This window comes from Abyssibacter profundi (assembly GCF_003151135.1).
In the GTDB taxonomy this organism is placed as follows: Bacteria; Pseudomonadota; Gammaproteobacteria; order Nevskiales; family OUC007; genus Abyssibacter; species Abyssibacter profundi.
Window position 1 is genome coordinate 123,616 of sequence record NZ_QEQK01000007.1, and the last position, 20,454, is coordinate 144,069.

Sequence of the window (20,454 nt, forward strand, 5' to 3'; positions counted from 1 at the left end):
GAGGTGTAATGATGCTCAAGCATCGGCTTGCCGCAGCAGCTGCGGCGACGGTTGTGTGGACGATGCCCGCCGTGGCTGGCGCCCAGCTGCCACCGGCGGCCAACCAGGATCGCAGCGTGGAACTGCTGGAAGATCCACAGGACATGCCCACCACGCCGGAGCAGGCACAGGAACGCGGCAAGACCCTGCTGACCTACCTGGAGCAGGTTGCGCCGGTCCTGAAAGGCCGACCCGCAGACCCCAGGGGCTGCGCCGACACGGTGACGACGATTATGGAATCACTGGACAACCCGGCGCTGTGGCAACCCCACGTCGATGACTACGTCCGCGTACTCGATCGCCTTCAGCCCGCATTGGCGCAAAGCGCCCTGCCGGGCACCGGCGCGCTGCGCGATCAGACCGCCAAGCTTCAGGCCCGGATGCGCACCACCGTGCGAGCGCAGGCACAAAACGCACCCGAGTATGGTTTGAACGCAGGCGTGCGGTATCAGCTGACACCCAGCGGCGCCTGACGCTCGGGCGTGCTGGTCAACTACCGCGCCACCGCCAAGGCCGTGCCCTGCGAGTCCCGGTTCCTCTGCGACCGTTTTCGCACCTATCTGGACCTGGACTTCGGCTACCACGCCGGCGGCAGCGATTCCGCACTGGACCCGAACGGCGACGAAGAGGGAAGCCAGACCAGCGTCAACCCCTTCGAAGCCGAAGGCGGTGTTGCGCGTATCGAACTTGGCTGGATCGGGCTTCGCAGCCATGCCCTGGGCTTGGGGGTTCGCGGCGGGATCAGCAGTCTGATCACCGACCGGGAAGACAACGAGTCCACCGTTGTGCGTGTCGAGCCTCACTGGGCGATCGGCCCGCAAACCTTCACCCGTTACGTCGATGGGGCGGTGGGCACCATGTTTGTCGGGATCGGCCAGGACTACCGGTGGCAGCAGGAAGATACCGGCACAACGGACGCCATCTGGCGCGGTGTCTTCGATGGCCGCCTACAGCTGGCCCGGCTGGGCGCTAACTGGCAGTTGCTGGCCCAGGCCGAAGCCTCAGTGCCCCTTTCCGGTAACGCAGGTTCCGAACTGGCTGTGGCCCTGCTGCTCAATTACGAACTCGGCAAGCTCCTGCCCGGACTGGGCGGTGGCGCGGCCACACCATGATTCGCTACCAGCGCCGTCGGCGGTACAAGTACACGCTGACCTCACGGTATACACACCCCACGGACCTGCTCCCCTCGCAGGCCATTCAACGACGTTATCTACAACTGGATGCCGATGGACTGCTGACCATTCAGCCCGGCTACGCCTGGGACGGCCCCAGCGGACCGACCCTGGATACACCCAGCTTCATGCGCGGCTCCCTGGTTCATGACGCGCTTTATCAGCTCATGCGGGAAGGAGACCTACCCATTGAGGCGCGGCAAAGAGCCGACGCGTTGCTACGGGATATCTGCCTGGCTGCTGGCATGTGGCCGCTGCGTGCACGGTACGTGTATTGGTTTGTCCGCCGCTTCGGCGCCCGCCATGCCGGCGATCAGACGCGGCGCGCGCCCTAGCGGCGCCTCGGGCTATGCGCCGAAGCCGCGGTGCACGGCGCAGATGCCGCCCGCCAGGTTGTAGTACTGGCAGCGCAGGAAACCGGCCGTTTCCATCATGCCCTTGAGCGTGTCCTGGTCCGGATGCATGCGGATGGATTCGGCCAGGTAACGGTAGCTGGCCTCGTCCTTGGCCACGTAACGCCCCAGGCGAGGCAGCACTTTGAAGGAATACTCGTCGTAGAGCTTGCCGAAGCCGGCAGAGGTGGGCTTGGAGAATTCCAAGATCAGCGCCCGTCCACCGGGCCGCGTCACGCGCTGGATTTCAGCGAGGGCCGCGTCTTTGTCGGTCACATTGCGCAGCCCGAACGCCATGGTCACGCAGTCGAAGTGATCCGTGGGAAACGGCAGTTCCTCGGCATTGGCCAACACGTAATCCATGGCCTGGACGATGCCGCGATCCATCATCCGGTCGCGGCCAACGCTGAGCATGGACGCATTGATATCCGAGGCGATCACCTGGCCCTGGGGCCCGACCTGTCGAGCAAACTTGCCGGCCAGATCGCAGGTGCCGGAGGCCAGGTCCAGCACGCGTTCGCCCGGTCGCACGGCCGCCAGATCGATGGTGAACCGCTTCCATACCCGGTGGATACCCATCGACATCAGATCGTTCATCACGTCGTAGCGCGAGGCCACCGACGCAAAGACTTCACCGACCCGCTCCGTCTTTTCCGTGGTGCTGACGGTCTCGTAGCCGAAATGCGTGGTCTTGCTCATGCGGGTTTCGATCCCTTCGGAGTGTATTGACGGACCACCGAGTCCAGCGAGCGCACACCGGGATCACGACCGACCCCAGCCTCTTCGAGCCGGGCCTCATAGGCCTGCCACAGGCGGGCCTGATCGGTACACAACTCGTGGATGAGGCCCCAGCCGAACAGCCCGCTGTCGTGACCGTCATCAAACACCGGGCGGATGGCATAGCCACCCACAGGCTCGATGCGCTCGATGCCCACACCACGTTTACCCCAGACCAGCTTCTCCTGGCCCGGCCCATGGCCTTTGACCTCCGCCGACGGCGAATACACACGCATCAGTTCGGCAGGTACCTGATAGGTCTGGCCGTCTTCGTAGATCACATCCAGCACGCGGGAGGCGCGATGCAGGGTGAGCTTGGTCGGAACCGGAATCATTAAATCGTTGTTGGCTTGGCGCAATTCAGGCGCGCACGATAGCACCGCCGGGGCCTGGCTCACGAGCGTTGACCGCCGGCATCATGCCCAGCCACGTCGCTGGGCGCCTGCCCGGTCCAGCGCTTGTAGGCGCGCGCGAAGCTGCTCGCGTCCGAAAACCCGACCAGATAGGCCACTTCGGTCACCGACACCTGACCGGCCCGCAAGTGGCGATCCGCCAGCTCGCGGCGCGTGCGTTCCAGCTGCTCGCGAAAGCTGGTGTGTTGTTCGGCCAGCTTGCGCTGGAGGCTGCGCAGGCTCAAATGCAAGGCCTCCGCCACCGCCTGCTGGGTACAGCGACCGCCAGGCAGCAACCGGGAGATGGCATCTCGGACCTGCGATGCCAGATCGTCCCGGGTCCGGCTGCGCAGCATGTCGTCCAACAGGGCTTCGTTGACCGCACGCAGGGCGGGGTTGGCCGTTTCCAGCGGCATTTCCGCACTGGCCCGGTCGAAGACGATGCGGGTATGCGGCCCGGCAAACGTGAGCGGGCAGCGGAACACCTGCTCGAAGGCCACCAGATTCCGGGGCTGCGGCCGGGCGAATACGGCGCGCACCGGCAGACACTCCGGCCCCACCAGCGCCCGCGCGGTGCGGACGAAGATCGCGGCGAACGCGTCGATGGCCTGCCAGGCCGGCGGCGGTTCCACCGGCAGGTGGCCCAGGTCCATCCAGCATTGGGTGGCATCGCCACCAACCGATGTCCCGGCCGCGTCGGTCACAACGCGGCTGTAACGCACGGTGCGCTCCATGGCGTCGAGCAGGGTGTCGCTGACCAGCGTGGTGACGGTCAGGGCATGGAAGGTGGTCTGATTGACATGCCGCGCCACGCGCAGGCCGAAGGCATCATCTCCGGTCGCCGCCACCACGGCCTCCCACAGTCGGGTCGTGTGGCTGAGCGGAATCCGCGCCTCGGGATCGGCCAATGCCTCGGGAGCAATCCCCGCCTGGTCAAACAGCGGTTGCCAGTCGATCTCGGCCTGCACCAAGGCCGCGCGAATCGCACGCGCCCAACTGGCCAGCGTGGTCAGTTCATCTGCGGAGTTCATGGTACGCGGTGGCCACAAGATGACCGCATGGCCCTGGTTTGGCGCATCCGGTCATGCGATTGGCGGATTCGGCCCTGCGACGGAGACCGGCCATGCCGATACTGCCTCCAGACATTCTGGAGACTCTCATGAGCAGACAAGCGATATCCGACCTGGATCGAAGCCGCATCCAAACCATCCGCGCCGCGATTAGCGCCGCGTCCGACGACGTGCGCGCACGCCACAGCTGGTTGCGCCATCAGGACGCCATCGGCGCGCTGATCATGGCCCTGTCGATTGCCGGTGCCGTGGCCAGCGGCTGGGCCTACGTGGCCGATGTGATTCCCTGGTATGTCTGCGTCCCCCTGACCGCCGTGTTCCTCTCGTTCATTCATGAACTGGAGCACGATCTGATCCATCAACTCTACTTCCGAAACAGCCCGCGCGCCTACAACCTGATGATGGCGCTGTGCTGGATTACGCGGCCGAGCACGATCAGCCCCTGGGTGCGCAAGCGCATGCACCTGCATCACCACAAGTTCTCGGGCACGGAATCGGACATCGAAGAGCGCGGCATCACCAATGGCGAACGCTGGGGTTTGCGCCGCCTGATCATGACCGGCGACAACATGCTGGCGGTGTACCTGCGGCCAAAGACCATCTACAAAGCCGCGCGCGCCTTTGTGATCGCCCAGAACCCGCAATCAGAAGAAGAACTCAAGCAGCTGGCGCACGAACAGCGTCGCGGCTATTTCCCGCTGGGCCTCATCCATTACGCGTTCTGGCACGGTTTCGTGCTGTTCCATCTGGCCAATGGCATCGCCCTGCTGTTCGGCTCCGGCATCCCGCTGTCCAGCGGCATGGAAACCTTCATCGCCGGGCTGAACACCGCCGCCGTGGTCTACATGGGCCCGAACATGCTGCGCACGTTCTGCCTGCATTTCATCAGCTCGAACATGCACTACTACGGTGACGTCGAAGCGCGCAATATCATCCAGCAGACCCAAGTCCTCAACGCCTGGTGGTTGGCGCCGATGCAGCTGTTCTGCTTCAACTTCGGGTCGACCCACGCCATCCATCACTTTGTCGTGAAGGAGCCGTTCTACATCCGTCAGGCCACGGCCAAGCGTGCCCATGCGGTCATGCGCGAAAACGGTGTGCGCTTCAATGACATGGGCACCTTCCGGCGCGCCAATCGCTATGCCATGGCAGACGATGCGCAGCCCGCGATAGCGTCTACGGAAGTAGTCGACGGCTAGTCTGCACTCCCGTGGGGGCGGCCTTTGTGCCCCCCATGTCGGGTGTGATCCGCAAAGGCGTCACATCCACAAAAGCCCGCCCACCGGTACCGGTGGGTGGGCTTTTTGTTGCCAGATCATTCGAGTTCGATTCGCGCCAACTCGCTGCCCGCATCGGCGTCAGTCACGACAAGAAACGCGTCGGAGAGGGTGTACACCGTCTGTTGCAACAGGCCTGTCGCGATCGCCGAGCGCAGTGGCTGGTTGTAGAACACCGGGGCAAAACTCGTGCAACCACCCTCACCGCCCTCGGCAGTGGGCGGGCAGCTGTCGCCACCACCGGTTTGTTTGTGGTCGATCCGCAGGGCTTCCTCGATCAGCCCGGCGGTGTCGATACGCCAGGTCATGAAGCCCGAAAATGCACGCGATTCCGATGGTGATCCGATCTGCGCCGGTATGCTCAACAGGCCGGCCGTATCCGTTGACGGCGCGTAGGTGAAGGCCAGCGGCTCGTGCTCGGCCAGCGAGTACGCCCAGTCATCCGGTTCGATGGTCGGGGTCGCAGCGGCGATCCGGGCCGGCTGGGTTAGATCGGAGACATCGAAGATCTGCAACTGGAAGGCATTGCCGGTGCCGACCCCGCCTTCGCCACCCGCGCGCCCGATGGTCAACAAATGATCCTCCGACAGCGGATAGATGTAGGAAGAAAAGCCGGGGATCTCCACCTCACCCAATAGCGTCGGATCGGTGGGATCGGACAAATCGAAGGTAAATAGGGGGTCGATTTGCTCAAAGGTCACCACATAGCCCACATCCCCGACAAAGCGGGCGGAAAACACACGCTCGTTATTCCCAAATCCGGTGACGTTTCCGACCTGGGTCAGGGCGTCGTCGTCCAGTCGTAGCACCGTGACATCGTTCGTCGGGGTCATCACCGCAGGACAGGCCGTGTCTGGATTCGTGCTCTGGCAGCTGTCCTGTCGGGATGTCGCCAGGCGCAGATGGCCGTCATGTTCGCTCATGGAAAACCGATTGAGCAGCCAGCCGTCGACCACACCAGAGCCACGCGGCACGGCCGGACCGTCCTCGCTGACCTCGAATCGATAAACCGCCGTCTGATCCACCTGGAACGGCGCAAAAAACCAGCCATTGCTGGTCTGTGCCAGATAGAGGTTGTCGGCTGAGGCGTAGACCTCCCAGGCGTTGTTCACCGAGGCGATCGTAGAGGCATTGCTGCCATCCGTATTCACGCTGGTAATGGAGAGCGTCGCCATCGCCGTGGGGACGTCCGGCTTATAGATCGCAGCGCAGTCCAGGGGCACAGCACTGGCACCCACGCCGCTGGCCCGGTTTGGAACCAGCGTGGACAGCGGCGCGGTGTTGGCGGCGTCCAAGGCCAGTGTCACCAGTTGCTCACGAATCGCGTCCGCGCGCTCCGTATCGCCCTCGGCCTGGGCATCAAACCAGGCGTTGACGCGGTCGGTATAGGCAGACTGCCCGTACAAGCCGTCCAGCCCATTGAAGTAGTGGCTGGCGATTAGATGCAGGCGATCGTCGATGCGCCTGGAGCTGAGGTAATAGCCGTCGATCCGGTATCGATTCAGCTGCACCGGATTCCCTGGATCCGATACATCGAAAAAGTCGACTTGCGTCCCCTGCTGACTCCGCGCAATCGTCGTCAAACGTTGGCGCTCGGTGTCGAGATACATGCCATACAGGCCATCAACGCCCGCCAGATCAATGCGCCCGACCTGGGCCGTGGATCCAGCCGGCACCGCATCGAATATCCGCACACTGGCCGAGGGTCGATGGCCGGCGAACAACAGGCCTCGCGCGCTATCCGTCTCCAGCAGATCGGCCTCGTCGACACCGGCCTCCTGGGTGTTCGTTTCGGTGAACTCGGGCGCGCCGGCCGCAACATCTTCCGCGGCCCCCGGTGTCGCCACATCGCCATCGGCCGCGAAGGCGTACACCGGACTAATCGATTGCTCCACAAAGCTTTCGGCAGCAAAGGCCCGCCAGTCGTCACAGTCTGCGGCCGGGCGAATCTTGAGATCATCAGCCGGCGTGCGCTGGGCAATCAGGCGGCTAAGCGCCGAGCTCCCACCGCCGCTGCCGCCGCAGCCTGTCAATCCGATCGTGGCGCCGGCCAGTACGGCCACACAAAGTTGTTGCTTGTTCATCGAGCTCCTCCTGCTGAAGCCTGTCCCCAGTGTGCGATGGTGACCGTGTGTTCGGTGCCATCCATCCGCGTGCCGGTGCCGCTGACCCGGCCCGTGGTGCCATCGGCAACAAAACTCGCGTTGAAGATCACCACTCGTGACGCGTAGGTCTCCGGATCGGCGCTGGCATAGTCGTAGCTACCCGCCAGCGCATCGGCGTCCACTTCGACGATGGCGCCGGCTTCGCTGGCCTGGAAGGCCACCAGCGGTGCGGTCAGGGTTTCATCGAACCGACCGTCGTCGCTGGTCAGCTCCAGCTGCACGGTCAGCACGACGAAATCCGGGCAGCCGGCGCCGGGCGAGGATTCACCCGGCGACGCATCGACAAACTCCGCGACCTCGCCGAGATCAGACACCGTCACGGTCAAACCGCTGGTGTCGCCGGGTTGCGTGGAGGTGGAGAAATCCAATGTCGCCCGCTGACTGCCCGCGGCCAAGTCCAGCATGTCCTGCGCCGTGAAACCGAGCGTGGTCGGCTCATCGCGCCCGATGGCGTGGCGACTGGCCTCCACACAGCCCGCCAGCCCGGCGTCCGTGGCCGGTGGCTCTTCGCCTGTCCCGACCGGGCTTTCGCTGCCCGACTGACCACCCGCGCAAGCGCCCAATACCAGCGAGGCGATCACGGCATGCGCAAGCATTAAATGACGAAACAGACGGTGCGGCATCGGACAGGCTCGGTCGATTCTTCGACCTTCATTATTCGCCCAATCCGCGTAACGAGCTACAGCTTTAATGCACGTTTCATGTGGCGGATACGCGTTTTTCTGTGCATATTTGCTAGATGAGCGACGATTACGATCTACATGCCATCAGCCGCGAGTTGCTGCGCAGTTGGCGCGGCCAACGCTCCCAACCGGCTCAGTCCCGGCGGTTGGGTTATCGCAGCAACGTGGTCTACGCCTGGGAGGCAGGCCGACGCTTTCCGACCGCCGCCGAGGCGCTGCGTGCCGCAGGCCTGGGCGAGCGTTCCGCTGTGCGTATCTGGGAATCGTTCTACGGCGCAAGGCCCGGCTGGTTGGATCACATTGCTCCCGATACCCCCGCTGGCGTGGTCGCGGCGCTGAATGACCTGCGTGGCCGCACGCCCATCGATGACATCGCCACACGAGCCGGGCTCAGCCGTTTCGCCGTATCCCGCGCCTTGTCCGGGCAAACCCAACCGCGGCTGCCGACCTTCTTGGCACTGATCGATGCCCTGAGTCTGCGGCTACTGGATTGGCTGGCCGCGGCGGCTCCGATTCAATCGCTACCCAGCGTGGGGCCGGCCTGGTCCCGGCTGGAGGCGCAACGCCGCGCTGCCTATGCCCTGCCCTGGACACAGGCTGTGCTGCGCGTCATCGAACTACAGGCCTACCAGCGCCTGCCTGTTCATGAGCCGGGCTGGATCGCCAAGCGCATCGGACTGCCACCGCAGGTCGAGGCCGATTGCCTCACGGCACTCGAAGCCGGTGGACAGATCAGCTGGGACGGTCGGCGGTGGCAGTTATCGGGCAGCGAGGCCCTCGATACCCGACGCGACCGCGCCTTGGGCGTGCGCAACAAGCAATTCTGGGCGCAGACAGCCCTGGACCAACTCAGCGCGGACTCCGATGGGTTGTTCTCCTACAACGTTTTCTCCGTCTCCGAGCGCGATGTCGAACGCCTGCGGCGCTTGCATCTGGGGTACTTCCGCCAGTTGCGGTCCATCGTGGCCGAGTCCACCCCGGCAGAACGGGTCCTGGTCGCCAATGTTCAACTCTTTGCGCTGGACCAAGGCCCGCTGGGACCTCCGGCACGGCCGACCACGCCCGTGCGCCCAAATCCGCAGCCAATCGAAGGCGAGGACTGATGCACCCATCGACAACCCGGCGGTGCCGCCGGCACACTCGCTGAATGCCAGCATCCCAGCCCAGGTCCGGACCATCAACGCGGCGCGCCCATGTCTGACGCGCTGATCACCAGCCCATTCTGGCTCGGTTTACTGGGCAGCACCGCCGCCGGAGCCTGCACGGCCGTGGGCGCGGCGGGCGTGTTCGCCATCCAGCGGCTGTCGCCCAAGCTTGAGGACATGCTGCTAAGTGCCGCCGCCGGCATCATGCTGGCCGCCTCCTTCTTCTCATTGATACTGCCTGGCCTGGACATCGCCAACGCCCGCCTCGATCACGAGGTCCTGGCAGCGCTCATCGTGATTGGAGGCGTCATGCTGGGTGCCATCGGGCTTTGGCTGCTGCACGAACACCTGCCGCACGAGCACTTTGTGCTGGGACGGGAGGGACCGGACCAGGTGCAGCTAAAACGGATCTGGCTGTTCATCATCGCGATCACCCTGCACAACCTGCCGGAGGGTATGGCGGTGGGTGTCGGATTTGCCACTGGCGACCCCGGCAATGGCGCCGGGCTGGCCGTGGGCATCGGCCTGCAGAACATTCCCGAAGGTCTGGCCGTTGCGGTGTCCCTGCTGGCGATTGGTTACTCGCGCAAAGCCGCGTTCGGCTGGGGCGCACTGACCGGCGCCGCCGAACCCCTTGGCGGCCTCATCGGCGCCGCGGCGGGAAGCCTGGCAGAACTGGCCCTGCCAGCCGTGCTGGGAGCAGCCGCCGGCGCGATGCTCTACATCATCAGCGACGAGATCATTCCCGAAACCCATCGGCGTGGATTCGAGACGCCAGCCACCTTCGCGCTCATGACCGGCATGGTGGTGATGATGTTCCTGGATACGACACTGGGCTGAACCCGCGCCGACGCCCGGCCAGTTACTCCGGTCGACCGTGTTCCTTCAGTTTGCGCGTGAGCGTATTGCGCCCCCAGCCCAGCAGGCGGGCCGCCTCCTGCTTGTGGCCGTGACTATGCTCCAGCGCGACATCCATCAGCGTTTGCTCGACCTGCGCCATGGCTGCCTGGGCCACGCCTGTCGAACCATCGGCCAGCCGCTGCCGTGCCCACTGCGCCAGCTGATCATCCCAATGGCCTGACCCAGCCACTGCCGGTGCGTCCCCAACGGTCGGCGCAGCCGCGTCTGTCGGCGGTGGTGGCACATCGCCGCCCAATACTTCCGGCGGCAGGTCATCGGCGTGAATATCCTGACCCGGGGCCATGACCGTCATCCAGCGGCACACGTTCTCGGCTTGTCGCACATTGCCCGGCCAATCGAAGGCCTGCAGTCGATGCATGGCGTCGCTGAGAATTCTCTTGGGCTCGACATCCAGCTCACGCGCGGCGCGGGCCATGAAATGCGTCATCAGGAGCGGTAGGTCGGACTTGCGTTCGCGCAACGGTGGGATACGGACCCGGATGACATTGAGCCGGTGGTACAGGTCCTCGCGGAAACGCCCCTCTTCGACGGCCGACTCCAGCTCCTGGTTGGTGGCCGCGATGACTCGCACGTCCACCTGCACCGGCACATGACCGCCGACACGGTAGAACTGCCCGTCCGACAACACGCGCAACAAGCGCGTCTGCAGGTCGGCCGGCATATCCCCGATTTCATCGAGGAACAGGGTGCCGCCATGCGCCTGTTCAAACCGACCACGGCGGAGCGCGGTTGCACCGGTAAATGCACCCTTTTCGTGCCCGAAAAACTCGGACTCCATCAAATCCTTGGGGATGGCCGCCGTGTTGACCGCGATGAACGGCTTGCCGGCACGGGGGCTATGTTCATGCAAGGCGCGCGCAACCAACTCCTTACCGGTGCCGGACTCGCCCGTAATCATCACCGTGATCTGCGAACGCGCCAGCCTTCCGATGGCGCGAAATACCTCCTGCATGGCCGGCGCCTCACCCACGATGATGGCATCGCGTTGCTGGGCATCCAGGCCGTTTTCCTGCGCATCACCTGCAATGCGGGCCGCGCGCTGCACCAGCTCGACGGCATCATCAACGTCAAAGGGCTTGGGCAGGTACTCGAATGCCCCCTTGCGATACGCCGCCACGGCGCTGTCCAGGTCCGAATGCGCGGTCATGATGATGATGGGCAGATCCGGCGCCTGTGCCTTGACCCGCTCCAGCAGCTTCAAGCCATCGATACCCGGCATGCGGATGTCGGTGAGCAACACGTCAGGCATGTCGCTCTCCAGCTCATCCAACATCTCCACACCGCCCGGGAAGCTCTTGACGTCCACGTCATGCGCGCCCAGTGCGCGCTGCAGCACCCAGCGAATTGATTCGTCATCGTCGACGATCCATGCCTTCACGTGTTGCGGCCCTCCGGCGATATCGGGAGATACACGGAAAACACCGTGCGACCCCGCCGACTGTTGCATTCGATGAATCCCCCGTGGTTCTGGACCAGGTACTGAGCAATTGACAGGCCAAGTCCCGTGCCATCGGCGCGGGAGGTCACCAGGGGGTAGAAAATCTTGTCCTGCATGTCGCGGTCGATGCCCGGGCCGTTGTCCTCGACATCCACTTGTGCGACCAGGCGATGACGCGTGGCCCCGATCGTGAACTGGCGTCGCGCACGCGAACGAATGTGAATGGTGCCGCAGCGCACCGCGGTGGCAGCCAACGCCTGCACCGCATTGCGCAGAATGTTCAGGAACACCTGGATCAGCTGCTCCCGATCGCCATAGACATCCGGCAGGCTGGGGTCGTAATCGCGAACGATGTCGATATCGCTGAACCCGTCGATCTCCACGAGTTGGCGCACATGCTCCAGCACCTCGTGAATATTGAGTTCCGTGGGATGCGGCCGCCGTGACGGACCCAACATTTGATCCACAAGCCGCTGCAGCCGGTCAGCCTCGCGAATGATGATCCGCGTGAACTCCGCCAGGCTTTGATCGGGCAGCTCGCGCTCCAGCAGCTGCGCGGCGCCGCGCAACCCGCCGAGCGGATTCTTGATCTCATGCGCCAGCCCGCGGACGATTTCACGATTGAGCTTCTGATGCGCCAGGGTTTGCTCATCCCGGGTGATGCGCATGTGCCGATCGAGGCGGAAGAATTCCAACAACAACAATGGGCGACGCTTCGAGTCCGCCTGGGGCGAGAACGTGCAATCGACGATGATCGCGTCCTCGCCGCTGCGTCGCAGGGAGATCTCGCGCTCGATCATCGGTGCCCCCAGTTCCAGCACCTCGCGGCAGCGGGACTCCAGTGGCGCAATCAGCGGAACCCCGCGACTCACCGGCTCGCCCAACACATGCCGGGCGCCGGTCGCGAACAGCATTTCAGCCGCCGCGTTGAGATAAACGACGTTAAGCGCCTCGTCCAGGCAGACGATGGCCGTGCTCAGGCCATCGAGGACCGTGCCGAGTTTTGGAGACGTTGCACCACGAGACAACATGCAGACTCCCAAGCAATGAACAGGCCATAGCCGACCCCACAGTGCGCACCATAACAGTGCGCCTCACCATCGATCTCTGCACCCGCAGGGGCGGCGTCAGTTCACCGACGGGGGCTTCATGAACACGGTGCGGCGTTCCGTCTGTGCCAACTGCCGCCCCGATCCATCGACCACAACCACCTGCACCGTGTGTGTTCCTCGGTAAACCTCGGTCAGCGTCCGGCTGGTTGACGTGGTCGGTGCCCCAGCCGGCTGGCCATCGAGAAAATACTGCAGGCGATGACCCAACTTGGTGCGCAGCGGCGGGGCGACTTGCACCGACACGGTGAGCGTGTGGCTGGGGTCACGAATGGTCTGCTCCGATGCGGGACGCATCAGCTGCACGCGCTCGTAACCAACCTCGCCGCGGTCATCTGACTCGCGCCGGGGCGCCCGCGGCTGGGTCTGCAGGCGGCGACCTTCATAGGTCTGCACGCCGTCCAGAGTCAGCGCCTCGGCCTTGCGCTCGTACTGCGGCGGCGGCTCATCCGTGTAGTGCACACGCCCCTGCTCATCGACATAGCGATAGATTTCGCCGGCTGCGACCAGCCCGGGCAGCGCGCCCAGCCAGCACAAGAACACGATGTACTTGGTCATATTGCTTCGACCTGTTTGGCCCGGTGGAGTGCCCCGCGCCTGATCATACGCCGCCCCGCCAGACCACGGCGGCCACGGTTTCGTGGCGCTGAAACGAACAGGCCCCGGTCCAATGCCGGGGCCTGTTGGCTGTGCCCGCATCGCGGACACGACCGGACTCAATCCGGCCTGAAGTCTCAAAAACACCGGCCGGGCAATCCATCAGGCCCGACCGGTGAGGAGACCGATTTACAGCGAGTAGTACATCTGGAACTCGACCGGATGCGTGGTCATCTTCATCAGCGAGACCTCTTCGCTCTTCAGCTCAATGTAACCGTCGATGAGATCGTCGGTAAACACGCCACCGGCCTTCAGGAACTCGCGATCCTTGTCCAGCGCGTCCAGCGCCTGCTCCAGGCTGTAGGCCACCTGCGGAATCGCCTTTTCCTCTTCCGGCGGCAGGTCGTAGAGATCCTTGTCCATCGGGTCGCCGGGGTGGATCTTATTCTGGATGCCGTCCAGGCCAGCCATCAGCATCGCGGCAAAGGCGAAGTACGGGTTGGCGGTGGAATCCGGGAAGCGCACCTCGATCCGGCGGCCCTTCGGGTTGGCGATGTACGGGATACGGATCGAAGCCGACCGGTTACGGGCCGAGTAGGCCAGCAGCGTCGGGGCTTCAAAGCCCTTGACCAGGCGCTTGTAGCTGTTGGTCGAGGCGTTTGCGAAGGCGTTGATCGCCTTGGCGTGCTTGATGATGCCGCCGATGTAGTACAGCGCGGTTTCGGACAGCCCGCCTACGCCGTCACCGGAGAACAGGTTCACGCCGTCCTTGGAGATGGACTGGTGCACGTGCATTCCGTTGCCGTTGTCGCCGACCAGCGGCTTGGGCATGAAGGTGGCGGTCTTGCCGTAGGCGTAAGCCACGTTCTGTACGGCGTACTTGAGCGTCAGCACCTCGTCGGCCTTCTTGACCAGGGTGTTGAACTTGACGCCGATTTCGCACTGACCGGCCGTGGCCACCTCATGGTGATGCACTTCGGTCGGGATGCCCATGTCTTCCAGCGCCAGGCACATGGCCGAGCGGATGTCCTGCAGGGAATCGACCGGCGGGACCGGGAAGTAACCACCCTTGACGCCCGGGCGATGGCCCAGGTTGCCGTCTTCGTAGACCTTGCCGGAGTTCCAGCTGGCCTCTTCGGAATCGATGGAATAGAAAGCACCCTTCATGTCGGCGCCGTACTTCACGTCTTCAAAGACGAAGAACTCGTTTTCCGGACCGAAGAAGGCGGTGTCGCCGATGCCGGTGGACTTCAGGTAAGCCTCGGCACGCTTGGCCAGGGAACGCGGATCACGCTCATAGCCCTGCATGGTGGACGGCTCGACCACGTCGCAGCGAATGATCAGCGTGGACTCTTCGTAGAAGGGGTCCATCACGGCGGACTCGGTGTCCGGCATCAGGATCATGTCGGACTCGTTAATGCCCTTCCATCCGGAGATGGAGGACCCGTCGAACATCTTCCCGCCTTCAAGTTCATCCGCATCCACCGTATGCGACGGCACGGTCACGTGCTGTTCCTTGCCGCGCGTATCGGCAAAACGGTAGTCGACAAACTTGACGTCTTCGTCCTTGATCAGCTTGAGAACGTCTTCGGCTTTCATCCACCCTCTCCAACAATGTTTGTGTAAGTGCGAATGCCAGCGCATTTGCGACCGACATCCGGGCTGCAGGAAAAGCAGCATTTATGCCAACGGTCCGAAAGCCCCGCACCCGCAGCCGGACCGCCACGCCGGTATACTCGCGCGCTCTCCAACCCAGATGAAACGCCTCGTCGCATGCAACGGCTGACTTTTCAGGACCTGATCCTACGCCTTCAGAACTACTGGGCAACTCGCGGCTGCGTGATTGTCCAGCCACTGGACATGGAGGTCGGCGCCGGCACCTTCCACTGGGCCACCTTTCTGCGCGCCATCGGCCCCGAACCGTGGAACACGGCGTATGTGCAGCCGTCGCGGCGGCCGACCGACGGCCGTTACGGCGACAACCCCAACCGGCTGCAGCACTACTACCAGTTCCAGGTCTTGATGAAGCCCTCGCCGCCCGATTTCCAGCAGCTGTATCTGGATTCGCTGGCGGAGCTGGGCCTGGACCCGCTGGTCCATGACATCCGCTTCGTCGAGGACAACTGGGAATCGCCGACGCTGGGCGCCTGGGGCCTGGGCTGGGAAGTCTGGCTCAACGGCATGGAAGTCACGCAGTTCACCTATTTCCAGCAATGTGGCGGCATTGAATGCAAGCCCGTCGCCGGGGAGATCACCTACGGGCTGGAGCGCCTGGCCATGTACCTCCAGGACGTGGAGTCGGTCTACGACTTGGTCTGGGCCGAGACCCCCAACGGCACGGTGACCTACGGCGATGTGTTCCACCAGAACGAGGTCGAGCAGTCGACCTACAACTTCGAACACGCCAACACCGATGCCCTGTTCACCCAGTTTGCCGAATGCGAAGCGGCCTGCGCCCGGCTGGTCGAGGCCAAGCTGCCGCTGCCGGCCTATGAGCAAATGCTCAAGGCCAGCCACCTGTTCAACCTGCTGGACGCCCGCAAGGCCATCTCCGTGACCGAACGGCAGAACGTCATCCTGCGCGTACGCGCCATGGCCCGTGATGTGGCCAAGGTCTACTACGAGGCACGCGAGGCCCTGGGCTTCCCCATGCTGCAACAAGCCGTCGACGCGGCCTGATCGATCCCGAACCCATGAACGCAGATCTCTTGTTTGAACTCGGCTGCGAAGAGCTGCCGCCCGCCCCGTTGCAAGCCATGGCCAAGGAGCTGGGCCAACGCGTCAGCGATGGCCTGGCCGAGCTGGGCGTGGAGGCCGGCGAGGCCCGCATCTTCGCCACGCCGCGCCGCCTGGCCGTGCTGATTCGCGATGTTGCAGACCGCCAGCCCGACCGCGATATCGAACGCCGCGGACCGGCCACCAAGGCCCCTGAGAAAGCGGTCGCCGGCTTCGCACGCTCCTGCGGCGTCGAAGTCGATGCGCTGGACACCATCGAAACGGACAAGGGCCCGTATTACGTGTTCCGTGGCCAGGAAATCGGCCAGCCACTGGCGGATATCCTGCCCCCGCTGATCATCGAGTCCATCCGCAAGCTGACCACGCCCAAGCGCATGCGCTGGGGCAGCCTGGACGAGGGCTTCCTGCGTCCCGTGCAGTGGATGGTCTGCCTGCATGGCCACACCGTTATCCCGGTGGAGCTGTTCGGCCTGACCGCCGACCGCCTCACCTCGGCGCATCGCTTCCACGCCCCCGAGCCGATCGCGCTGGAACAGGCTGGCGACTACGAAACCACCTTGTTCGACCACCAGGTCATCGCCTCCTTCGAGGAGCGCCGCAAAATCGTCGCCCAGCAGGTCAAGCGCACGGCCGAACGCGCCGGCGGGATCGCGCAGATGGATGCGGCGCTGGTCGATGAGGTCACGGCGCTGGTCGAATGGCCTGTCGCCCTGTCAGGGCAGATTGATGAACGCTTCATGGCCATGCCGCCAGAGGTGTTGATCACGACCATCGAAAGCCACCAGCGCTACTTCCCCGTGCGGAATGCCGAGGCGGGGCTACTCCCCCGCTTCGTCACCGTCGCCAATGTCGAGTCACTGGACATCCAGCAGGTGGTGTTGGGCAACGAACGCGTGGTCCGCCCGCGCCTGGAAGACGCCCTGTTCTTCTGGGAGAAGGACCGCAAGCAGTCGCTGGCCCAGTTCGGCGAACGACTCGACAAGGTCACCTTCCAGAAAGGACTCGGCAGCTATGCCGACAAGACCCGTCGCCTGGAAGCCCTGGCCGCTACGCTGGCCGAATCCCTGGGCGCGGATTCCGACACCGCCACGCGCGCCGCCGCACTGGCCAAGGCCGACCTGGTCACCGACATGGTGTTCGAGTTCACCGAGCTCGAAGGCATCGTCGGCGGCTACTACGCCCGCGAGTCCGGTGAACCCGAAGCCGTTGCCGGCGCCATTGCCGAGCACTACCAGCCGCGCGGCCCCTCCGACGCCATTCCCGCCACGCCTGCCGGCCGCGTGCTGGCCCTGGCCGACAAACTGGACACCCTCGCCGGCCAGTTCGCACTGGGCAATCGCCCCACCGGCGACCGCGACCCGCTGGGCTTGCGTCGCGCTGCATTGGGCGTGCTGCGCATCTTGCTCGAAGCCGAGCAGCCCTTGGATTTGCGTATTGCACTCGCCGCCGCAGTGGCGCATCAGCCAGTGGATGGCGAATCCGATACCCCTGATGCCCTGCAGGCGTTCTTCGCCGACCGCCTGCGCGGCCTGCTGGCCGATCAAGGCATGGGGGCGGATGTGTTCGACGCCGTCACGGCGCTGGAGCTAGCCGACCCACTGGACATCCAGCACCGCTGCCAAGCCGTGCGAAGCTTTCAGGGCTCGGCGGCAGCCGCCAGCCTGGCTGCTGCGCATAAGCGCGTTCGCAATATCCTCAAGAAATCGGGGGCCGATACGGCGACCGTCGAAACCCCGCTGTTCGAGGCCGATGCCGAACGCGACCTGTTCGACACCATGAGCCGACTGGCCGAACAGGTCACCGCCTTTGTATCGCAAGGCGACTACGCCGCCGCCCTGGAACAGCTGGCCACGCTGCAAGCACCGGTGGATCAGTTCTTCGAGGAGGTGATGGTCATGGCCGACGATGCCGCCGTACGCAGCAACCGCCTGCGCCTGCTCACGCAGCTCGACGCGCTGCTGCGCCAAGTCGCCGACTTCTCGCATCTCTCCGGCTGAATCGCGCGCTACACTGGCCACCATGAAGCTGATCATTCTCGGCCGTGATGGCGTGCTCAACGAACCTGTCGATGGCGGTGTTCGCCGCCCCGCCGACTGGCGCCCGTTACCGGGCAGCCTGGAAGCCGTGGCACGGCTGAATCAAAGCGGGGTGCGCGTCTGCGTGGTCACCCACCAACCCCAGCTCGGCTCGGGTGACATGACCCATGACGAGCTCTTCGCCATACACCAACGCATGCAGGAGGCCGTGGGGCAGTTTGCCGGGCGCTTTGACGCCATTGCCTTCAACCCCCACGCCGACGCCGAGGACCGCCAGGCCGGCAAGTCAGCGCTCATCGCTGACATCGCTCGGCGCATGCAGATCGACGCCCAGACCATCCCGGTGGTGGGAGACGAGTGGAGCGATGTCGAAGCCGCCCGGACAGCCGGCGCCCAACCCGTGTTGGTCCGCACAGGCCACGGGGCGGCGACCGAAGAGGCCCACCGCGACACCCTGCAATCCGTCGACGTGTTCGACGGCCTGCCCGCGTTGGTTCAGGCGCGCCTGGGTTGACGCCCTATCACCCGGCCAACGCTAACGCGGCGACCAGCTCACCCGTGTGAGCGCGCCGGGCGGCACATCGGCCGCCATCTCCGCCCAAAGCTCGGCATAGCTGCGCCCCACGACAGGATGTCGGGCCTCTGGCGCCAGGTCGGCCAGCGGTTTGAGCACGAACGGGTACTGAAGAATTTCTTCGCGCGGCACATCGATTGCCGGATCGGTCGACACGAAATCACCGTAGATCAGCAGATCGAAGTCCAGCGTCCGCGGACTGAACTTGGGCCCCGAGCGATCGCGCCCGCAGGCGTCCTCAACGGCGCGCAGCCGCCGCATGCACTCGGCCATCGGCACATCGGTTTGCAGGCCGATGACAAAGTTCAGGAAATCATCGCCATCAAAGCCCACGGCCGGATTGCGATAAACCGGCGAGCAGCGCAGAGGCCCCAGCGCGTCTTCCAGCAAGGCCACACCCTGGGCGAGATGCTGTTCGGCGCGGTCGTTACTACCCGCCCCGACGAACACGTCAGGCACTGGCATAGTCCTCGGTGCGCCGCTCGATAATCACGCCGACATCCCGCGAGCCGCGCACCGCACCCTGCTTGTTCACGACCACTTTGACGTAAGGCACGTCGAACTCGGTGACGATAATGCGGGCGATGCGATCGCTCAGGGTCTCGACCAGTTGGAAGCTTGATTCGCCAACAAAGCTGATGATGCGCTTGGCCACCGACTTGTAGTCCAAGGTGTCTTCGATGGCGTCGGTTTCGGCGGCGCGGCGAATATCGGCCCCCATTTCCAGGTCGATGACGACCGTCTGTTTGATTTCGCGCTCCCAGTCGAAAATGCCGATGACGGTCTCGATGCGCAGATCGCGCAGGTAGATCAGGTCCATGCAAACTGTCCGGGTGGTTCCAGGGTATCCAGCGGCCAGCGCGGTCGCGCCAGCATGCGGGTCGGCTGCTCGATGGCATCGGCCAAGCGCAACGCGCCAGCGTGGGCAATCATGGCGCCATTGTCGGTGCACAAGGCCAATGGCGGCGTATGCAGCCGAACGCCCGGCAATGCCGCCAGCGCTTGGCGCAACCGCGTGTTGGCCGCCACGCCGCCGGCAATGAGCAGATCGGCGCAGCCTGCCTGAGCCAGCGCCCGCTGGCATTTCGTGGCCAAGGTCTCGACCACAGCCTCCTCGAAGGCGCGGGCAATGTCGGCCGGCGATTCGGGGTGATCCTGCGCCAGCAGGTACACCGCCGTCTTGAGCCCGGAGAATGAGAAATCCAACCCAGGCTTGTCGAGCATAGGCCGGGGCAGGCGAAAACGGGCCGGGTCGCCCTGCTCGGCCAGCCGCGCCACGGCCGGCCCGCCGGGGTAATCCAGCTGCAATAGCTTGGCGGTCTTGTCGAAGGCCTCGCCCACGGCATCATCGCGCGTCTGGCCCAGCAGCCGGTAGCGGCCAATCCCCTCGACCTGGACCAGCAGCGTGTGCCCGCCCGAAACCAGCAGCGCCACAAACGGAAAATCCGGTGCTTCGCCCGTCATCAACGGGGCCAACAAATGGCCTTCCATATGATGAATGGGGATCACCGGTCGCCCCCAGGCCGTCGCCAACCCGGTGGCGAAGGACGCACCAACCATCAGCGCACCGATCAGCCCAGGCCCGGCGGTGTAGGCGATACAATCTGTCTGCTCGACGCCGGCCGAAGCCAATGCCTCGTCCACCAACCCGGCCAGCCGACGCACGTGGTCCCGCGAGGCCAGCTCCGGTACCACGCCCCCATGTTCGGCATGCAGGGCGATCTGGCTGAACAAGGCCTCGGACAGCAGCCCGCGCTGGCTGTCATAGACCGCAACGCCGGTTTCGTCGCAAGAAGTTTCGATGCCGAGAACAGTGGTCACGCGTCGGGGCTGGGCTGATCACGAAGCCGCCTGGCGGCAGCTCGCCGAGTGAATGGAAGGGGGCGGATTATCCGGGGAATTCGCCCGTTGTAAATTTGCCGTTGAAAAAC

General features: G+C 64.4%; 21 protein-coding genes. 9 read left to right on the forward strand and 12 right to left on the reverse strand.

What is annotated here, in order from left to right; all coding sequences use genetic code 11:
* Window positions 1-8: 8 nt before the first annotated feature.
* Genes DEH80_RS09320 through DEH80_RS09330 form a run of 3 tightly spaced genes read left to right on the forward strand, consistent with a single transcriptional unit; the run spans window position 9 to window position 1,546 of the window.
* Window positions 9-512: a hypothetical protein gene (locus DEH80_RS09320; protein WP_109720223.1), complete on the forward strand. Its 504-nt coding sequence runs from the start codon at window positions 9-11 to the stop codon at window positions 510-512.
* Between the two features lie 9 nt (window positions 513-521).
* Complete coding sequence (locus DEH80_RS09325) at window positions 522-1,151, forward strand: hypothetical protein (RefSeq protein WP_109720224.1); 630 nt, start codon at window positions 522-524, stop codon at window positions 1,149-1,151.
* Window positions 1,148-1,546, forward strand: coding sequence for a hypothetical protein (locus DEH80_RS09330; RefSeq protein ID WP_207774547.1), 399 nt, complete (start codon window positions 1,148-1,150; stop codon window positions 1,544-1,546). The genes DEH80_RS09325 and DEH80_RS09330 overlap by 4 nt, the downstream gene beginning before the upstream one ends.
* Window positions 1,547-1,558: 12 nt before the next feature.
* On the opposite strand, the gene ubiE is transcribed toward DEH80_RS09330, so the two are convergent.
* Genes ubiE through DEH80_RS09345 form a run of 3 tightly spaced genes read right to left on the reverse strand, consistent with a single transcriptional unit; the run spans window position 1,559 to window position 3,803 of the window.
* On the reverse strand, window positions 1,559-2,302 hold the full coding sequence (gene ubiE / locus DEH80_RS09335; RefSeq protein ID WP_109720225.1) for a bifunctional demethylmenaquinone methyltransferase/2-methoxy-6-polyprenyl-1,4-benzoquinol methylase UbiE: 744 nt from the start codon (window positions 2,300-2,302) through the stop codon (window positions 1,559-1,561).
* Window positions 2,299-2,715 carry a gamma-butyrobetaine hydroxylase family protein gene (locus tag DEH80_RS09340; RefSeq protein WP_109720347.1) on the reverse strand — a complete coding sequence of 139 codons (417 nt, stop codon included), beginning with the start codon at window positions 2,713-2,715 and terminating at the stop codon, window positions 2,299-2,301. The genes ubiE and DEH80_RS09340 overlap by 4 nt, the downstream gene beginning before the upstream one ends.
* 59 nt (window positions 2,716-2,774) lie before the next feature.
* Entirely contained in the window at window positions 2,775-3,803 is a 1,029-nt protein-coding gene (locus tag DEH80_RS09345) for an AraC family transcriptional regulator (RefSeq protein WP_109720226.1), read from the reverse strand.
* A 128-nt stretch (window positions 3,804-3,931) separates the two neighbouring features.
* On the opposite strand from DEH80_RS09345, the gene DEH80_RS09350 reads away from it, so the two are divergent.
* Window positions 3,932-5,041: a fatty acid desaturase gene (locus tag DEH80_RS09350; RefSeq protein ID WP_109720227.1), complete on the forward strand. Its 1,110-nt coding sequence runs from the start codon at window positions 3,932-3,934 to the stop codon at window positions 5,039-5,041.
* A 116-nt stretch (window positions 5,042-5,157) separates the two neighbouring features.
* On the opposite strand, the gene DEH80_RS09355 is transcribed toward DEH80_RS09350, so the two are convergent.
* Both DEH80_RS09355 and DEH80_RS09360 read right to left on the reverse strand, forming a co-directional pair.
* Window positions 5,158-7,203 (reverse strand): beta-propeller domain-containing protein, encoded by a 2,046-nt coding sequence (locus tag DEH80_RS09355; protein WP_109720228.1) that lies wholly within the window; start codon window positions 7,201-7,203, stop codon window positions 5,158-5,160.
* Window positions 7,200-7,907, reverse strand: coding sequence for a hypothetical protein (locus DEH80_RS09360; RefSeq protein WP_109720229.1), 708 nt, complete (start codon window positions 7,905-7,907; stop codon window positions 7,200-7,202). Before DEH80_RS09360 ends, DEH80_RS09355 begins: the two co-directional genes overlap by 4 nt.
* 116 nt (window positions 7,908-8,023) lie before the next feature.
* Between DEH80_RS09360 and DEH80_RS09365 the strand changes: the two genes are divergently transcribed.
* Both DEH80_RS09365 and DEH80_RS09370 read left to right on the forward strand, forming a co-directional pair.
* Window positions 8,024-9,070 carry a DUF4423 domain-containing protein gene (locus tag DEH80_RS09365; RefSeq protein WP_109720230.1) on the forward strand — a complete coding sequence of 349 codons (1,047 nt, stop codon included), beginning with the start codon at window positions 8,024-8,026 and terminating at the stop codon, window positions 9,068-9,070.
* A gap of 90 nt (window positions 9,071-9,160) precedes the next feature.
* Window positions 9,161-9,952, forward strand: a complete 792-nt coding sequence (locus DEH80_RS09370; RefSeq protein ID WP_109720231.1) for a ZIP family metal transporter — start codon at window positions 9,161-9,163, stop codon at window positions 9,950-9,952.
* 22 nt (window positions 9,953-9,974) lie between these two features.
* Here DEH80_RS09370 and ntrC read toward each other — a convergent pair whose 3' ends face one another.
* The 4 genes from ntrC to glnA all read right to left on the reverse strand — a co-directional run bounded on the left by ntrC (window position 9,975) and on the right by glnA (window position 14,776).
* The gene (gene ntrC, locus DEH80_RS09375; RefSeq protein ID WP_243412781.1) at window positions 9,975-11,411 is read right to left on the reverse strand and encodes a nitrogen regulation protein NR(I); all 1,437 of its coding nucleotides are present in this window, start codon (window positions 11,409-11,411) and stop codon (window positions 9,975-9,977) included.
* Window positions 11,408-12,502 (reverse strand): nitrogen regulation protein NR(II), encoded by a 1,095-nt coding sequence (gene glnL, locus DEH80_RS09380; protein WP_109720233.1) that lies wholly within the window; start codon window positions 12,500-12,502, stop codon window positions 11,408-11,410. Before glnL ends, ntrC begins: the two co-directional genes overlap by 4 nt.
* Window positions 12,503-12,598: 96 nt before the next feature.
* Entirely contained in the window at window positions 12,599-13,138 is a 540-nt protein-coding gene (locus tag DEH80_RS09385) for a DUF4124 domain-containing protein (protein ID WP_165831392.1), read from the reverse strand.
* Between the two features lie 228 nt (window positions 13,139-13,366).
* Window positions 13,367-14,776 (reverse strand): glutamate--ammonia ligase, encoded by a 1,410-nt coding sequence (gene glnA / locus DEH80_RS09390; RefSeq protein WP_109720235.1) that lies wholly within the window; start codon window positions 14,774-14,776, stop codon window positions 13,367-13,369.
* A 174-nt stretch (window positions 14,777-14,950) separates the two neighbouring features.
* Here glnA and glyQ point away from each other — a divergent pair, with 174 nt between their 5' ends.
* Genes glyQ through DEH80_RS09405 form a run of 3 tightly spaced genes read left to right on the forward strand, consistent with a single transcriptional unit; the run spans window position 14,951 to window position 18,463 of the window.
* Complete coding sequence (glyQ, locus tag DEH80_RS09395; RefSeq protein ID WP_109720236.1) at window positions 14,951-15,856, forward strand: glycine--tRNA ligase subunit alpha; 906 nt, start codon at window positions 14,951-14,953, stop codon at window positions 15,854-15,856.
* A 14-nt stretch (window positions 15,857-15,870) separates the two neighbouring features.
* Window positions 15,871-17,910 (forward strand): glycine--tRNA ligase subunit beta, encoded by a 2,040-nt coding sequence (gene glyS / locus DEH80_RS09400; protein WP_109720237.1) that lies wholly within the window; start codon window positions 15,871-15,873, stop codon window positions 17,908-17,910.
* 22 nt (window positions 17,911-17,932) lie between these two features.
* Window positions 17,933-18,463 (forward strand): D-glycero-alpha-D-manno-heptose-1,7-bisphosphate 7-phosphatase, encoded by a 531-nt coding sequence (locus DEH80_RS09405; protein WP_165831393.1) that lies wholly within the window; start codon window positions 17,933-17,935, stop codon window positions 18,461-18,463.
* Window positions 18,464-18,484: 21 nt separating this feature from the next.
* Here the strand turns inward: DEH80_RS09405 and folK are convergent, their stop codons facing one another.
* From folK to tsaD, 3 genes are read right to left on the reverse strand one after another with little or no spacing between them, the layout of a single operon-like run.
* Window positions 18,485-18,982 carry a 2-amino-4-hydroxy-6-hydroxymethyldihydropteridine diphosphokinase gene (gene folK, locus DEH80_RS09410; protein WP_109720348.1) on the reverse strand — a complete coding sequence of 166 codons (498 nt, stop codon included), beginning with the start codon at window positions 18,980-18,982 and terminating at the stop codon, window positions 18,485-18,487.
* Complete coding sequence (gene folB / locus DEH80_RS09415; protein WP_109720239.1) at window positions 18,975-19,343, reverse strand: dihydroneopterin aldolase; 369 nt, start codon at window positions 19,341-19,343, stop codon at window positions 18,975-18,977. Before folB ends, folK begins: the two co-directional genes overlap by 8 nt.
* Window positions 19,334-20,344 carry a tRNA (adenosine(37)-N6)-threonylcarbamoyltransferase complex transferase subunit TsaD gene (tsaD, locus tag DEH80_RS09420; RefSeq protein ID WP_109720240.1) on the reverse strand — a complete coding sequence of 337 codons (1,011 nt, stop codon included), beginning with the start codon at window positions 20,342-20,344 and terminating at the stop codon, window positions 19,334-19,336. The genes folB and tsaD overlap by 10 nt, the downstream gene beginning before the upstream one ends.
* Window positions 20,345-20,454 lie beyond the last annotated feature (110 nt).

Bases quoted from the DNA above. Each gene is read 5' to 3' on its own strand.
- DEH80_RS09320 (WP_109720223.1), top strand. From the start codon at position 9: ATGATGCTCAAGCATCGGCTTGCCGCAGCAGCTGCGGCGACGGTTGTG.
- DEH80_RS09330 (WP_207774547.1), top strand. From the start codon at position 1,148: ATGATTCGCTACCAGCGCCGTCGGCGGTACAAGTACACGCTGACCTCA.
- ubiE (WP_109720225.1), bottom strand. From the start codon at position 2,302: ATGAGCAAGACCACGCATTTCGGCTACGAGACCGTCAGCACCACGGAA.
- DEH80_RS09340 (WP_109720347.1), bottom strand. From the start codon at position 2,715: ATGATTCCGGTTCCGACCAAGCTCACCCTGCATCGCGCCTCCCGCGTG.
- DEH80_RS09345 (WP_109720226.1), bottom strand. From the start codon at position 3,803: ATGAACTCCGCAGATGAACTGACCACGCTGGCCAGTTGGGCGCGTGCG.
- DEH80_RS09350 (WP_109720227.1), top strand. From the start codon at position 3,932: ATGAGCAGACAAGCGATATCCGACCTGGATCGAAGCCGCATCCAAACC.
- DEH80_RS09355 (WP_109720228.1), bottom strand. From the start codon at position 7,203: ATGAACAAGCAACAACTTTGTGTGGCCGTACTGGCCGGCGCCACGATC.
- DEH80_RS09360 (WP_109720229.1), bottom strand. From the start codon at position 7,907: ATGCCGCACCGTCTGTTTCGTCATTTAATGCTTGCGCATGCCGTGATC.
- DEH80_RS09365 (WP_109720230.1), top strand. From the start codon at position 8,024: ATGAGCGACGATTACGATCTACATGCCATCAGCCGCGAGTTGCTGCGC.
- DEH80_RS09370 (WP_109720231.1), top strand. From the start codon at position 9,161: ATGTCTGACGCGCTGATCACCAGCCCATTCTGGCTCGGTTTACTGGGC.
- glnL (WP_109720233.1), bottom strand. From the start codon at position 12,502: ATGTTGTCTCGTGGTGCAACGTCTCCAAAACTCGGCACGGTCCTCGAT.
- DEH80_RS09385 (WP_165831392.1), bottom strand. From the start codon at position 13,138: ATGACCAAGTACATCGTGTTCTTGTGCTGGCTGGGCGCGCTGCCCGGG.
- glnA (WP_109720235.1), bottom strand. From the start codon at position 14,776: ATGAAAGCCGAAGACGTTCTCAAGCTGATCAAGGACGAAGACGTCAAG.
- glyQ (WP_109720236.1), top strand. From the start codon at position 14,951: ATGCAACGGCTGACTTTTCAGGACCTGATCCTACGCCTTCAGAACTAC.
- glyS (WP_109720237.1), top strand. From the start codon at position 15,871: ATGAACGCAGATCTCTTGTTTGAACTCGGCTGCGAAGAGCTGCCGCCC.
- DEH80_RS09405 (WP_165831393.1), top strand. From the start codon at position 17,933: ATGAAGCTGATCATTCTCGGCCGTGATGGCGTGCTCAACGAACCTGTC.
- folB (WP_109720239.1), bottom strand. From the start codon at position 19,343: ATGGACCTGATCTACCTGCGCGATCTGCGCATCGAGACCGTCATCGGC.